This window comes from Tenacibaculum sp. 190524A05c, assembly GCF_964036595.1.
Lineage (GTDB): Bacteria > Bacteroidota > Bacteroidia > Flavobacteriales > Flavobacteriaceae > Polaribacter > Polaribacter platacis.
This window is the reverse complement of the sequence record NZ_OZ038523.1, coordinates 77,848-95,398: the sequence shown is the minus strand read 5'-3', so window position 1 is coordinate 95,398 and position 17,551 is coordinate 77,848. Positions and strand designations below refer to the sequence as shown.

3 protein-coding genes are annotated in these 17,551 nt (G+C 32.9%); all 3 read right to left on the bottom strand.

All coding sequences use genetic code 11. The features are described from left to right. Window position 1 precedes the first annotated feature (1 nt). The 3 genes from ABNT61_RS00360 to ABNT61_RS00350 are packed head-to-tail and all read right to left on the bottom strand — an operon-like array spanning window position 2 to window position 17,541. The gene (locus tag ABNT61_RS00360; RefSeq protein WP_348744386.1) at window positions 2-6,310 is read right to left on the bottom strand and encodes a deaminase domain-containing protein; all 6,309 of its coding nucleotides are present in this window, start codon (window positions 6,308-6,310) and stop codon (window positions 2-4) included. A gap of 6 nt (window positions 6,311-6,316) precedes the next feature. Further along, on the bottom strand, window positions 6,317-7,672 hold the full coding sequence (locus tag ABNT61_RS00355; protein ID WP_348744385.1) for a PKD domain-containing protein: 1,356 nt from the start codon (window positions 7,670-7,672) through the stop codon (window positions 6,317-6,319). Continuing rightward, on the bottom strand, window positions 7,672-17,541 hold the full coding sequence (locus ABNT61_RS00350) for a SprB repeat-containing protein (protein WP_348744384.1): 9,870 nt from the start codon (window positions 17,539-17,541) through the stop codon (window positions 7,672-7,674). Before ABNT61_RS00350 ends, ABNT61_RS00355 begins: the two co-directional genes overlap by 1 nt. Window positions 17,542-17,551: the final 10 nt, after the last annotated feature.

Here is a 17,551-nt window from a genome sequence, read left to right as displayed (position 1 = left end):
ATTAATATTTAAGATTATCTATCAAAACTACTTTTACATTAGGGAACATCATACTAAAATCTTGAATCACTCCTTGGCATGACATACAATAAGGTAATTCAGATATAATTTTAATCTCTCCAGTTATATTAGGGTAAGTTTTACCAGCTTTTGCGCCTAGTTTTTTCGCTATCTCAGAAAGCATTACATACTCGGTATCTGCATTTCTAATCCAAGACCCTGAAGTATTAATACCTCCGTTTTTATCAACCTTATAAGAACTAAATATATCCTCTCCATCGAAAGTATCCCCACTTGTACGAACATTATTTCCATCAAATGAAATATCTCCTATTTTACCCTCCATGAAAGCCTTATTCTTCTTATTCAATACCCTTATTAATTCGTCTTGTCTTTCTTTAGGAAGTCCTGAATTTTTAATTTTATAAATTTCTCCATCCATGTACTCTTTTAATCTCTTTTTTGCTAGATTATACTCAACGGAAGAGCCTCTTATTATATTATTACCTTCTACCAATTTAGAAGGTACATTCTCTAATCTTCTAAATCCAATTTCCTCGCCCTTTTGTAAAATATCATCATCTAATGTGCTTCCTTTTTTAGCAAGTTTTACGTCATCTCCATCAGGTATTACTTTCTTTTTTTGTAAAATTCCGTCAACATATCTACCAACTTCTTCTCCACGACCGTATCTATCAACAACCTTTACAGCATCATTTGGACTAGAAATATTTACTGTTACTTCACCCTTTTTAATGGCGCTAAATTCAATAGGTAAATCTACGTCATCAAATAACTTATTAGCTTCTTTTAATCCATCTAATAATTTTTGCTTACTCGCTACTGCACTTCCTTCATTGAATAATTTATTCAATCCATCAAAGGATACTTCATTATTGTATTGGAATCTCTTATGAACATCTGCTAAAATCTCTAAATTACCCTCTTTTACTCTAATTTGAGGTGATCCTCTTAGTACATGCCAGCTACTTACTAAATCAGGATTAGATGAAAACTTAGATTTTATTGCTGCTTCTTTAAAGTTAAATTCCTTAGCAAAATTTTCTAGATCAGAACCTTTAAACTCATCAAGTTTATTAATTAAATCTGATTCCTTATCTAAGGACTTAACCCAGTTTTTAAAGTCTACATTTTTAACATCGAATCCATCAATTTTAGTAAGTAAACTACCAAAAGCGAAACGAGGATCGTACTTTAATGCATCTTCCCAAGCAATACGAAGTCGTTCATCTGTTTTAGGATTTTCAAGTTTTCTAACACTTTTCTCAATTAAAGCTTCTAACTGATCATCAGTCATTGTCTTATTGTCATCTAAACTCTTAAGTCCTAACCTATCAATAATCAATTGAAGTTTTTCTCTTCTTTCATTGACATTTTTAATCTGTTTAACCTTTTGTAAAGAAGCTAAACCTTTCAACCCGCCATTTACTAAATCAAAACTTCCTTTCGCCATTAGGAATTTATCTATATAATTAAATCCATCTGGGAGTTTATCACTTGTACTAAATTGATATGTAGTTTTAGTAATAGTATATCCAAAATCAAATAAAGAATATAGGTTTCTAGCAACAGTTCTTCCTAAAATTTTAATTCCAGATCCAGCAGCCACTCTTACCGCAGTTATGGCAGCTGCACCTTCTCCTAAAGTCGCTACAGTTAAAACAACATTAAAGGTATTCCATGCAAAGTTCTTAAGCTGCTTATTGTCCTTTTCATTTTGTAAATGCTCTAAGAATAAAACTGGAACCAAATATCCTTTGGCTGAAATTTCACCTCTTTTTGAATGAAATGGAACATTTGGTATTGGATCAAAAGGAGATGCACTTCCTATAAAATATAGCATTACTGTATCAAAAGGAGATGCTTGGTCAACAATTTTAACCGTTTTACAAGAATTAATATTTTCCTTACTGTTCTCACACGTTAATATATCAACCTTATTTGTTGAGTTATCGTATTTATATATAAAATTATTTCGATCTCTTACAAAACTCACCAATATGTAATCCTTGTTGTCAACATTATAAGGGAATCCCGCAACAATCTCGTACTCATTAGGTGCTCTTCTAGCTCTTGCTTCCGTTAATCTAATTAACTCTTTATAAAACTCAGTATATGCATCATTCTGAGATAAAAGATTACTAAGTTTTTCTTTTAATCTATATACAAGAACTTTTTGGAATCCATATGTTCCTTTTACAGTTTCTAATTTATTTAGGAATGTATTAGCTTCATCATCTGTTACAGATTTAATTACCTTAACAATGACATCATGGTAATTACTTCCTGCAATTGAAAGCATACTCCAATCTAACATTCTGTTAATAGCAACTAATTTTACATCTAAATCAATTTTAGATAATTCCTCTAGTTCTAACGCATTACAAATCTCTAGAATAACCTCTTTTTTACTACTAGAAAATTCATATTTACTATTTTCCTTAACAACCTCTAATAACAGTTCATTTAAATCTTTAGTGTCAATAGTTCTAACTACCTTCTTAATAAATGAAATATCGCTTTTACCTTTCTTAAATAAATCATCATTTATAAAATAGTTATTCTTAAATATCGCTTGTAAAATTTCTATTTTCTTAGCTAAACTTAAAGTTTTTATAAACTCATCATTTAAATAATAAAGAGCAGAATTTAATTTCTTCTCCGAAACTTCAATACTTAAGTTATTCTTATAATAATTAATATTATACTCTACTTTAGTTAATGCATGGTAATATTGTTCAAAAGCATCATCTCTTTCCCAAAAGGCATCTCTGGCTCTTCTATATTCTGCTTTATCGGATAACCAAAATATATTATCTAAATTCTCATCAAAATCCTTTTCAATTTGTGCTAGAAGAACATCATAAAAAGCAGGATCTTCGCACATTAACTTTGCAGTTTGTATTAAAGAGATTCTACTTAAATCACTTTTGGCCAGGTAACTGAACTTATTATAAAACTCTTCTCCTTTATTACATAAATCACAAGCTTCAGGAGATTCTACCTGTTCTTTAATTAATTTTTTAGATTCAATATTTGGAAAAACTTTATAAGAGCTAGGTATAACGACACCATTACCGCCGCTATTCCATTCATTTGGATCCACAGAGTTTTTAAATAAACCTTCATATAAATCGATACCACATTTATCTTGTGTCTTATTGAATTTACCTGTGTAAGTTTTAACTTTTGTTCCAATTCCCTTTTTATTGGACAACTTATCTTGATAAACTCTTTTGCTCCATTCAGTATCTTTATCAAAAGTTTTTAAATATCCTCTAAATTTATCTCCTTTTCTAGAAGCGATATATCTCTCCTTTTTCCCATTCTCTGGAAGCGTAAAAGCAATTAAGGAACCATCTCCATTAAAAGCCACATCTAAAGAATTATTTGGAATCGTTATTAGTTTACCAACACTAGTAACAAATGAAAAACCTTTTGGATCATTGCCTACTTGCTTAGAAAATTCGCCTGGAATAACATTATATCCGATCATCGCTTGGGTAGGATCAAACTCCCCGGCTTCATCACCTTGGAACCAATAAATTTGAATTCCAGGAGCGTGAAGTTTTTGCCAATCCATATGACTAAACTTAGTACCTCCACCATAATCCATCAGATAATCAGTCTTCGTTTTCGAACCTTCATCATTATATTGATCCCATGGATGCTTTAATCCAAAAATACCATGTCCAAGCTCGTGAGCAGCAATTTTACCTGCATTTTGCTTTTTAAATACGAAACCAAATTGACGTTTCAAAGGCATGAAACCTTCAATATCTTTACTTAATTCAATGTCATTAAAAAAGAACATATAATATTGTTCTTTTTCCGTTCCATTTTGGTCTTTAAAACTTTGAATTACGGATTTTTCGTCATCAGTATAATTTGATAGCATATCACTATCTCCAACATTCAATTTATCTAATCCAATGCTTACTGATTTTTCTGAAATATTAAAGTTTACACCTGCAACATTATAAATCTCATTAATTTTCTCTTTAATTCCTGTCAGAGGAGTATTATTTACCGACACCAATGTTAAGTTAATCTCTCTCTGTTTTACATGCCAAGTATTTAACTTACCTGCAACTTCATACTTTTGAGTAGAATCTTTCGGTTTTACTGTTGCTATAATTTCATCTTTACCAAAATCAAACTGCTTTTTAAGCGTTAACGTAGCGGTATTTCCAGACCATTCTGTATCTACTTTACCTCCTTGCTTTGTTTTGAAAACAATATCATCCTTGGTTTTTCCATTAGCAAATGTAACCTCAGCTTTTATGATATCAGTACTTTCTGGTTTATCACTAACTAACTTATATAATACAGAGTACTCTTTATCATCATACGTTTTTATGAATTCATATTTGTTCTTATAGCTATCTGAACTAATTTTTGAATTGTATTCATCCGTTCCATAATATCCTGATGGTACAAATTTTACCGATACATCTTTTGATGTGATTTCATTTACATTACCTGATCCTGATACACCATTTGTGTTGTCATTTGTGGCTTGTCCTCCTTCAGCAGATGTACCTTGTGTTACGTTTCCTTCTTCATCAACTGTCCATTGATCTCCATTTTCATCTGTAATTACAACTGGTAAATTTGTGACAATAACAATTTCATCATCTAAAAATTCTTCTTCTTGTCCATCATCAGTTGTATCTCTAATAATTACAATATCTCCATCTTCATTTACGATAACCTCATCAATATCCATATCTGTAGCATCGTACGTAGAAATATTTCCATTATCTCCAGCAATATCATTAATGATTTCATCAGCGTCAATAATTCCTCCCCAATCTGGATCATAAGTAGTTTTTACAACTCCTTCGATTAATTGCTTACTTGTATTAATTTTTACACTTTCAAATTCTACTTTAATACGAGTATATTTTCCAATATTGACCTCGCCTGAAGTAAGAATATTGGCAGCATCAATAATCTCTTTTAAGTTTTCAAGAAATGGTAATGTTATATATCCCCATCCACTAAAAGTACCATTACTTCCTGTTACCTCTCTTGTGGTTACAGGGAAATCACCAGCTGTAAATGTTTCATTAATACCTAAAGAAGGTAATAATTCCTGGTTCTCAATTTTAATTTCTGGTGTAATTCCACAATTGTAATATGCAGATTCATCATTTGTTGGTGTGGTAAATTCCTGAATGCTCGAGTATGCAAAACCCGATAAAGGCGTACATTCTCCACCAACTCTAAACTCGTATACCGTATCTGGCTCTAGATTGAAGATATTTCCTTCGTTAGTATAAGAACTTACATCAAACCAATCGTCATCTCCAAAACCTTTCTTTCTGTATTGAATATTATATTTTATATGATCCGATAACTGCCATTCAATTTTTACTGATTCTGCAGTTAATGCTTGAGATAAAATAAAACTTGGTGGGCGACAATCTTCTAAATATTTAAACCAAAAGATTTCACTTCCTCCATTATTTTTAAATACTGATGTTTCATTAATTCCGTCACTAACAAAAGCTCTTACTTGCCAACCATAAACTTTTCCAGAAATTAATTGAGGTGCTTCTGGACCTACTAATAATGTTGTGCTTCTGGTTGTTGTTTGGTAAAATGGTACAGATCCTAAAAATATTGCTTGTGGATTCTGAGTATCCCATAATTCTTTTAATGTAAATTCATATTGAACGTCATTCAAATTGGTATGACGTGGTGTCCAAGTGAATAAAATGTTTTGAGGATTTGTAGCTGTAACAATATTATCTCTTGATGGTAAGTTTAATATCGGTGGATCATTCTGTAATAAGAATACAGTTGTACAACTCTTCTCAGAAATTCTTCTTCCAGTAAAATAATCGTAAACTTCAAAACAATAGTTATATCCTCCGTTTGGTAGTGGATTATTATACTGTTGTGGGCTAATACCAGTTAAGTTGTTGAATTGAAAATATGGTTGTAAATCTAAATTTGATAAACGTAAGTTTACACCACCATCTAAGAAAATAGGGTTTGCTCCTACAACATTTTCTATGGTCGCAATGTTTAACCCTTGTCCTTCGATGTACATTTTTAAACGTACTCTTCTTCCTATTTCATTGACATCAGTTAATAAAATATTCACAAATAGTTTTTCATTTGATATCGTGGCATAATCTGATATCTTCACACTATGTGGTGGTATTAACTGAGGAGTTACCTGAACAGGTAATGTTTGTGCATCTACAACATTTGCAAATACAATAGTTATTAGAAATAATAATCGTTGAAGTGTTTTTCTACAGCTTTGTTTCATCATAACTTTTTATTGGTTAGCCTCTTTTTGCATTTTTATATCAACTCTTATAAATGAGTTTAGTCCGTCGTTAACAAACTCTTTTATTTTTATAACTCCCTTTTTATTACTTGCCGTTTGGAAAATAATAATTCTTGGAAGTACAGTATTATCGAACTCTTTTAGTCCTTCTGGTGTTTCTGTTATTACCAAATCTTTGATTGAAGTATCGTTTATCATCGCATCAAAATCACTACTTGTGAAACTGATTCCGCAATTACAATCTTCTAAGCGATTGATAAATTTAGTTTTTGTAGCATTTGGTACCGCCTCAAAAGCGAATGACTGAACATCATCTGGACTCACAAATCGATTAAATGTAAAGTCGCTATTTAATCCAAAGAAGGCAATATCTATAGTTTTACCTATTTCATCCGTAACTTCATCCTTTGTGTACACCGTTCTGCTTTCTGTTGAATAATAAGCTCCTTTAATATTGTCATTATGAGCTGTATTAATTCCTAATTCAACATTTTCTAAAACTCTAAGATTAGTATTCTCAAAAACCTCTATAGTTTTGGTGATAGTCTCTTCAACTTTACTGTTTGATGACTTCAGCTCTATATTATAAACTCCAGGAGTTGTAAATTCAATTTCAGGATTTTCTTCCATTGAAGAATTGATACTTGCTCCTTGAAAGGTCCAAGCATAATTAGTAGCACTAATACTTTTATTTTCTAAAGAAAGTTTTACAGGAACTTGAAAGTCATCATCTTCTGGTGCTACTGAATAATCAAAATCTGCAACTAATAATGGAGCAACTTCAATGGTTTCTTCCATTTCAAATTGTTCCTCACCATTACTTACTTGAAGCTTGATTTTATGTTCTCCAGGAGTTGTAAAAATTACATTTGAAGGATTTTCGTCTGTTGAAGATGCTGGATTACCTCCTTCAAAAGTCCAATTAAATGAAGTAGCTCCTTGAGTAGTATTTACAATTTTAACCTCTACAGGAGAAAAATTATTATCGATAATTGTAGCTGTAAAGCCGATATTAATAGCTGGTTTAACTTGAATATTTACTTCTTGTCTATCAATACTTCCATCTCTATTACTTGCTTCTAGAATAATTGTATATTCTCCTTCTTGCTCATAGATTATAGTTCCAGGATTCCTATCGGAAGAAGTACTTGGGTTTCCTCCTTCAAAAGACCAACTGTAAGTATCTGCTCCCTCTGTTTCGTTAGTAATTTTAACTCTTACCGGTGCAGAATTATCTCCATCAACAATCTCAGTTTCAAATTTAGCCTCTACTGGTAATGCTACTTCATCAATACAAGCAACAAAAGCGATACTAACTAATAAAAAATATAGTACTCTCCTCATTATTCAATAATTACTTTTCTTATTCTTTTAGCTTTAGGTGTTTCTAATAAAAGGATATAAATTCCTGCAGATGTATTCATATCATAATCTACAGTATATTCTTTCTGTCCATTCAAAGTTTTATCAACTACCACATTATTTGCACCTAAGCCGAATAATCTTAACGATATTTCTGCTTCCTTCTCTAGTTCAACATCTACTTTAAACTGTCCTTGGTTTGGATTTGCATACACTTTGAACTCTTTAATAAATGGTGTTGCAGCATCTCCTACATCTGTTAAGAATCTCTCTTTTAAAACAGTAATTGTTTTAGTTGCTTTCTTAGTACAATTTCCTTCAATTGATTTTAAAGAAAGTACATAGTCTCCTGGAGCATTGAACTTAAGTATTAATCCTTCTTTTTCCTTCTGAATTACTTCAACATTCGAAGGAATTTCCCATTCTACTTCAGAACTAATTGGGTTGGATAAATTTATAATTGCTATTTCTTCACCAACAAAAGCTTGAGAAGACACTATAAATTGTGCATCGACAACTGCATCTGACTTTGTGATTGTTACAGATTTAGATACTGTACATCCTTCAGTGGTTGTTATCGTTAACGTATATTCTCCTTCTTCTGATAATTCTACAACACTATCGTTACTTGTAAATCCATTAGTAGATGTCCAACTGTAATCAACAACTCCGTTCATGGTTACGTCATACTCAATTGATTCTCCCACACAAAGTGTTACATCATTAGGAATTAGTTCAAATGTAATTTCAGCAGGATTTTGTAATGAATATGTTTTCACAATACTACAACCAGCTAAATCCGTAATTTGAACAGTGTACTCGCCACTGCATAATCCAGAAATGTTCTCTGTTGTTTGACCTGAACTCCATACTATAGAATAAGGAGCAACTCCTCCTTCAATAGTTAAATCAATCTCACCTGTACATTCATTAAAACAAATAATATCTGTAATTGTCTCTTGAACATTAAGCGGCGAATTATTTTCAAGTACAATGTTTTCAGTAATCTGACAACCGTTAGCATCAGTAATGTAAACAAAGTAAGTTCCTAAGGATTTGTTTTGAATAGTTTGAGTTTTCTCACCTGAATTCCAGAAATAACTATATGGTGGCGTTCCTCCTGTTGGATTCGCGGTAATTGTCCAATCGTTATCTGTTCCACACCCTGCACTTTGTGCATCTAAGGTAACAGCTAACACTTCAGGCTCTGTAACTGTAACATTCGAACTCTGTGTAACATTGTTTTGTGCATCAGTTACTATTACATAATACGTACCAACACCAATTCCACTTAAACTAGAAGAAGTATCTAGAATATTAGTGTTTCCTTGTGCGAACCATTGATATGAATATGGTAAAACCCCACCTGTTACTACAGATGATATATTTGCCGTATTATCATCCTTACATAATACAATACTTTGCTGTGTTACTTGAACTTGTAATGCGTCTGGTTGTGTAATAGTATAAGTTCTATTAACAATACATCCTTGAGCATCTATTAATTCTAAACTATATGAACCAGCTATTAAATTTGAAATATCCTCTGTATTTGCGATAACTGTTCCGCTAGCGTCTTTCCATGTAAAGTTATAAGGTAAAGTTCCTCCAGTAACTGTGATATTTACATCTCCATTACTTAAACCAAATCCAGTAACATTAGTGATAACCTCTGTAACCGCTAAAATATCTGGTTGTGTTAATGTGTATGAAATTATTTTATCTGATCCTGATTCTTGTAAAACACAATTATTAGAATCTCTTACCTGAACATCATAATTACCGATTGATAATCCTGATAATGTTGTTGAACCAGCGAATTGATTCCATGCTCCATAAGCTCCTCCATCTTTTCTATATCTATAGAAATATGGACCTGTTGCTCCAGTAGCTGTCAATGAAATTTCTCCATTGGCACTTTCAAAACATGATAAATCTGTTTTACTACTTGATATTTGTAACAACGAAGGTTCTGTTATTGTATATGTAGAACTTGTTGCTTGATTACCATTAGCATCAACTACTCTAACATAGTATGATCCTGCAGATAAATTAGTAATTGTAGTTGAATTACTTCCAATTTGAGTATTACTACTTGCATCGAACCAAGTAAATACATTTCCTCCAATTCCACCGGTAGTTTCTAATTCTAAAGTACCTGAAGTATCTCCATTACATTGAATAGCTCCAATCTCTCTGATTGAAATTACCAATAAATCAGGCTGCGTAATAGTATAACTATCAGATATTGTACATCCTTGAGCATCTTCTATATCAATACTGTAAGATCCCGCAGGAAGATTTGAAACATCTTCTGTATTTGCGATAACTGTTCCGCTAGCGTCTTTCCATGTAAATTTATAAGGTAATGTTCCTCCAGTAACAGTGATATTTAAATCTCCATTACTTAAACCAAATCCAGTAACATTAGTAATAATTTCAGTAACTGCTAAAATATCTGGTTGTGTTAATGTGTATGAAATTATTTTATCTGATCCTGATTCCTGTAAAACACAATTATTAGAATCTCTTACCTGAACATCATAATTACCGATTGATAATCCTGATAAAGTTGTTGAACCAGCGAATTGATTCCATGCTCCATAAGCTCCTCCATCTTTTCTATATCTATAGAAATATGGACCTGTTGCTCCCGTAGCTGTCAATGAAATTTCTCCATTGGCACTTTCAAAACATGATAAATCTGTTTTACTACTTGATACTTGTAACAACGTAGGTTCGGTTATTGTATATGTAGAACTTGTTGCTTGATTACCATTGGCATCAACTACTCTAACATAGTATGATCCTGCAGATAAATTAGTAATTGTAGATGAATTACTTCCAATTTGAGTATTACTACTTGCATCAAACCAAGTAAATACATTTCCTCCAATTCCTCCAGTAGTTTCTAATTCTAAAGTACCTGAAGTATCTCCATTACACTGAATAGCTCCAATCTCTCTGATTGAAATTACCAATAAATCAGGCTGAGTAATAGTATAACTATCAGATATTGTACATCCTTGAGCATCTTCAATATCAACACTGTAAGATCCCGCAGGAAGATTTGAAACATCTTCTGTATTTGCGATCACTGTTCCACTAGCATTTTTCCAAATAAAACTATATGGCAATGTTCCTCCAGTAACTGTGATATTTACATCTCCATTACTTAAACCAAATCCAGTAACATTAGTAATAACCTCAGTAACTGCTAAAATGTTTGGTTGAGTCAATACAAAATTTAGTGTTTGCGTAAATCCTGATGAATCCTTCAATAAGCAATCATTAGAATCTTTAATTTGAACATCATAAGTACCTATAGTTAACCCTGAAATTGTAGTATTTCCATTGAATTGAATCCAAGAACTATAGGCTCCTCCATCTTTTCTTGACCTATAAAAATATGGACCTGTGGCTCCGGTAGCTGTTAATGAAATTTCTCCATTTGAACTTTCAAAACAAGATAAATCTGTTTTACTACTTGATACTTGTAACAATGTTGGTTGAGTAATAGTATAAGTTGTACTTGTAGTTTCATTTCCACCTGCATCAACAACTCTTACGTAATACGAACCTGCTAATAAATTCGAAATAGAAGTTGAGTTTCCTCCTATTTGAGTATTTGTAGTTGCATTGAACCAAGAGTAAACATTACCTCCAAAACCTCCTGAAGTTTCTAACTCTAACATTCCAGAACTATCCCCATTACATTGAATAGCTCCTATTTCTTTAATTGAAATTAATAATGGATCTGGTTGATCTAAGTTGTATTCAGCTGTAAGAACACAATTATTTGCATCAGTTGATGTAAAGAAATACTTCCCTGCTGCTAAACCTGAAATATTTAATGAAGTACTGAATTCAGTACCTGATTCATTTTTCCAGCTATATGTTTTAGGATCTGTTCCTCCATTTACTATTAATGAAATTTCACCATTTGAAACACCAAATCCTGTTGGTCTCACAAATTTGTCCACAACTATTTCGTAGGTATCTGGCTGCGTAATTGTTATCGTTTGAGAAGTTCTACAACCATTATTGTCCGTAACTCTTATTTCATAATCCCCCGCAACTAAAGTATTAATATCTTCAGTTGTAGCACCATTACTCCATTCATAAGTATAAGTTCCTGCTCCTGTACCACCAGTCACTGTTATATTTATACTTCCATCATTACCGTTATAACAAGTAACATTGCTTACATCTGATGCACTATATGAAATTGCTAATACTGGATTTTCAGTTAATGTAGCTGTAAATTCAGCAGTGTTTCCATTTGAATCAGTTACAACTAACTTATAACTTCCTGCTACTGCTGTTAAGGTACTATTGGTTCCGATTACAGTATTTGTAGCATCACTCGCTAATGACCATGCATAGGTATAATTCGAACTTGGATTTAAGAATCCTCCTGTAACTGTAGAACTCAACGTTCCTTGTTCTCCATTACATGCAATCTCACTACTAACAACTATACTAACAACTAATGCTTCGGGTTGAGTAATTGTATAATCTTTACTTACTGAACATCCATTAGCATCAGTTACCGTCATTGTATAAACAATTCCTGAAACTGAACCTGCTAACCCTGTTACTGTACTTGTTGTACCTACTACAACTCCAGTAACTTTGTTTGCTAATGAATACTGATAATATTTTGTTCCTGAAACATCAACAAATGGTGTCCCTGAATCTGCTAAGCCTAAAACTGTAATACTTCCATCAGACTTTCCGAAACCTGTTACATTAACTATATTTTCTGAACTTGTATCAATAGCCACACTTGTTGCTGGCTCTGTAATTACTATAGTTACATCAGCCTTACATCCATTAGTATCTTCAACTGTTAACGTATATGATCCTGCTGTAAGATTATTAAGGTCTTCAGTTGTTGCATTGTTACTCCATTTATAATCATACGACCCTGTTCCTCCTGTTACACTAACATTTATGCTTCCATCATTACCTCCAAAACAACTAACATTGCTTACATCTGATGCACTATATGAAATTGCTAATACTGGATTTTCAGTTAATGTAGCTGTAAATTCAGCAGTATTTCCATTTGAATCAGTTACAACTAACTTATAACTTCCTGCTACTGCTGTTAAGGTACTATTGGTTCCGATTACAGTATTTGTAGCATCACTTGCTAAAGACCATGCATAGGTATAATTCGAACTTGGATTTAAGAATCCTCCTGTAACTGTAGAACTCAACGTTCCTTGTTCTCCATTACATGCAATCTCACTACTAACAATTACACTAACAACTAATGCTTCGGGTTGAGTAATTGTATAATCCTTACTTACTGAACATCCATTAGCATCAGTTACTGTCATTGTATAAACAATTCCTGAAACTGAACCCGCTAACCCTGTTACTGTACTTGTTGTACCTACTATAACTCCAGTAACTTTGTTTGCCAATGAATACTGATAATATTTTGTTCCTGAAACATCAACAAATGGTGTCCCTGAATCTGCTAAGCCTAAAACTGTAATACTTCCATCAGACTTTCCGAAACCTGTTACATTAACTATATTTTCTGAACTTGTATCAATAGCCACACTTGTTGCTGGCTCTGTAATTACTATAGTTACATCAGCCTTACATCCATTAGTATCTTCAACTGTTAACTTATATGATCCTGCTGTAAGATTATTAAGGTCTTCAGTTGTTGCATTGTTACTCCATTTATAATCATACGACCCTGTTCCTCCTGTTACACTAACGTTTATGCTTCCATCATTACCTCCAAAACAACTAACATTGCTTACATCTGATGCAGTATACTGTATTTCTAAAAGTGGGTTTTCAGTTAATGTAGCTGTAAATTCAGCAGTATTTCCATTTGAATCAGTTACAACTAACTTATAACTTCCTGCTACTGCTGTTAAGGTACTATTGGTTCCGATTACAGTATTTGTAGCATCACTTGCTAATGACCATGCATAGGTATAATTCGAACTTGGATTTAAGAATCCTCCTGTAACTGTAGAACTCAATGTTCCTTGTTCTCCATTACATGCAATCTCACTACTAACAACTACACTAACAACTAATGCTTCGGGTTGAGTAATTGTATAATCCTTACTTACTGAACATCCATTAGCATCAGTTACTGTCATTGTATAAACAATTCCTGAAACTGAACCTGCTAACCCTGTTACTGTACTTGTTGTACCTACTACAACTCCAGTAACTTTGTTTGCTAATGAATACTGATAATATTTTGTTCCTGAAACATCAACAAATGGTGTCCCTGAATCTGCTAAGCCTAAAACTGTAATACTTCCATCAGACTTTCCGAAACCTGTTACATTAACTATATTTTCTGAACTTGTATCAATAGCCACACTTGTTGCTGGCTCTGTAATTACTATAGTTACATCAGCCTTACATCCATTAGTATCTTCAACTGTTAACGTATATGATCCTGCTGTAAGATTATTAAGATCTTGAGTTGTTGCATTGTTACTCCATTTATAATCATACGATCCTGTTCCTCCTGTTACACTAACGTTTATGCTTCCATCATTACCTCCAAAACAACTAACATTGCTTACATCTGATGCAGTATACTGTATTTCTAAAAGTGGGTTATCTACTACTTCAACAGTTGCAGAATTAAAGTTTCCATTCGAATCAGTCACCACTAACTTGTATCTACCTTTTCCTCGAATTAAGCTTCTTTCTGTATGGATAACTGTATTTGTTGGATCATTAGCTAATGACCAAGCATAAGTATAATCAGTTGTTGGAGTCGACAAAAACCCACCACTTATTGTCGGGTTAAGTACTGTTGTTTCTCCGTTACATCTTGTTGTTACTGGATTTGTATTAAAACTAACTAATAACTCATCCGGTTGATTAATTGTAAAATCTAAAGTTTTTGTACTTCCTGATTCTTTTAATAAACAGTCATTTGCATCTTTGATTTGCACGCTATAATTATCTGCTGCTAATCCTGTTATTACGGTTGATGAATTAAATGTAGTCCAAGAACTATAAGCTGCTCCACCACGACTAATTCTATAAAAATATGATGGTGTACCTCCATTAACTGCTAACATTATAGTACCATCTGCAATATTAAATCCAGATGCATCTGTTGCAACCGTACTACCAGAAATAATCTGTAGCTCATCTGGTTCTGTAAGAGTAAAGTCAATTGTATCTAATGAATTATCACTCTTTCTAATTCGACAACCATTCTGATCTCGAATTTCAATTGAATAAGTTCCTTCTGATAATCCTGATACTGTTGTACTGGTTCCTGTAAAAGCAGTACCAGATGGATTAGTCAAAACGCTATTTTTACTTAAAAAATAAATATAGTTTTGAGTACCACCAGTAGCAGCTATTGTTACTGAACCTGATTCTCCAAAACAATCTATTGTATTCACTTGAACATTTGCTCGGTTTAATTCTAACTTCGTTGGTTCAGTTAAATTGAAATCAGGATTTGAATAATTAATAACTGTACCATTTGCGTTAGTCATATTGATTCGTACACCATAAGTTCCAGCTGATAAACCTGTAATTGTTGCAAGAGTAGAATCATTAATAGTTCCTGATTGCCCAGATATAAAATCTCTTGACGCTCCATTCTTTTTATACCAAGCGTAGTTATAATTTCCTGTTCCTCCAGTCACAGAAACTTCTAAACTACCATCACTATTTCCATTACAAAATAATTCTCCTCCAGTTCTTGTATTTATAGTAATTTTTAGTTCAGCTGGTTCGGTTAGTGTTTCCATGATTGAAGTATCAACACAAGTATTTCCTCTTCCATCCTTATCCGTAACTTCTAAAGAATAAATTCCAGCACCTACATTTAATAAATCTTTATCTGTACTAACAACTGTTCCTGATCCATTGGTCCATTTATATGTATAATCACCCCAACCACCAGAAACATTCACTTCAATTTTACCATCTGGAGCTACTCCTCCGAGATTCGCTGAATTAATTGATGGATTAGTTACTGCTCCCCTTAAACTTACTGTAAGTTCAGAAGAAGGTTCTTCAACAGTAAATGATCTTGTTATAGAACATCCGGCTACAGCATCAGAAATTGTAACTTCATACACACCTGCAGCTAATCCTGTAAGATTTCGAGTAGTTCTGTTTGTTGACCAGCTTGAATTTGTCCAGCTATAATTGTAATTGTTACCAGATAATGGAGTTCCTCCTGTTACATTACCTAAAGTAATTGCTCCACTCCCATTTCCTTTACATCCTAAATGTGTAATCGCCGTGGAAGAATCTAAAGTAATCTGAGTTGGTTGTGTAATCGTTATTTCCGGAGTATCCTTCGATTCCAGTACAGAATTAGAGGTTGATAAAACACTAACTGTAATTTTATAGATTCCAGCACTAATATTCTCTGAATTACCAGTTAAAGAATTCAACTTATTAAAAGTAGCTCCAGATTTTTTAAACCATTCATATCGATAGTTATTGGTGAATCCTCCAGAAGCACTAATATTAATATTTCCATCAGTTCCAAAACAAGTAGCATTAGCCGAAGTAAATGGAATTTCAAGAATTGCTGGGTTTTTAACCTGAATAGATGTAATTGTATCTTCACATCCTTTGCTATCCGTGACTTTAAAAGAATATGTTCCTTTCGATAAATTTAAAAATTTAACCTTTTCTCTATTTCCTGGTAAACTTTCAATTGTAAAGTTCGTATATGTTGTAGAGCCTTGTTTTAATTCATAAGTGTACGCTTCAGTTCCTCCAATTACTTCAACTTGAATAGTTCCTCCGCTTGAAGTTCCTTGACTAACAGTAGTTGTTGCGATAGGATTTATCGCCTGTAATTCATCTGGTTCTCCAATTGTAAATGTATATGTAGGATCACCAACTGGAGTACACCCATTTGAATCTTTAACCTTTAACGTATACGATTTAGCTCCTAATCCTGTTATTTGAAAATTACTTGTTGTAGAGAATGTAGCATAAGCAGAACTGCTTCCATCTAAGAATACACTATAAGGAGGTGTTCCACCTCCAGCTTTAACAGTAACCTTACCATTAGAAACTCCATTACAAGTTGCATCTACCTCACTATTTGTAATCTTTTGAAAAGTTACAAACGCACTAGGTTCTGATAATGACTGGGTATCCGTATTGTTAATGAATCTATCAGTAACTCTTACAGAATAATTTCCAGCAGACAAATTATCAAAAAATACACGTTGGTTTGTTGTTGCATTAAAACTAGCAAACTTTGTTGCTTGAAGTACGCCACCTAATAATAGTTCTACCCTATAATTCCCACTATTTACTGTGGGTTGAACTCCTCCTTTAACATCTACATTAATTGCTCCTTTTTCTCCCTTACAATCAATTACTGTTCGAATCGAAGCATTAATAAATAAAGGGTTAGGATTAGCCAGAAGTACTGTAGTACTCCTCTTGTTATTACAATTACTTGCGCTATATGTAGGATTAGTTAAACTACCAGAATAATTTGCATCATAAATATCTACATAATAAGTCCCATGTCCTAATCCTGTTATTTCTTGAGATCCATTATTACTAGCAATACTTCCTGTAGCGACATGAGCTGAAGTTCCTGATTTATATAAGAAATACCTATACGGTGGTGTACCTCCAGATGCTGTAATATTAACAGCTCCAGTTGTGGCATTGGTAGATTGTATTGGAGCCGATTCTGATAGCCCTGATGATAAAACAGCTGATGGCCCGTTAATAGTTATTTGATAATAAATGTTATTATCATCAGCAGGATCTGGGGTTTGACCAAATAAGTTGAATGTAGAACTTATTAGTAAAACAAATAATAATATTAAATTCTTCAAATTTTTCATTTGTAAATTA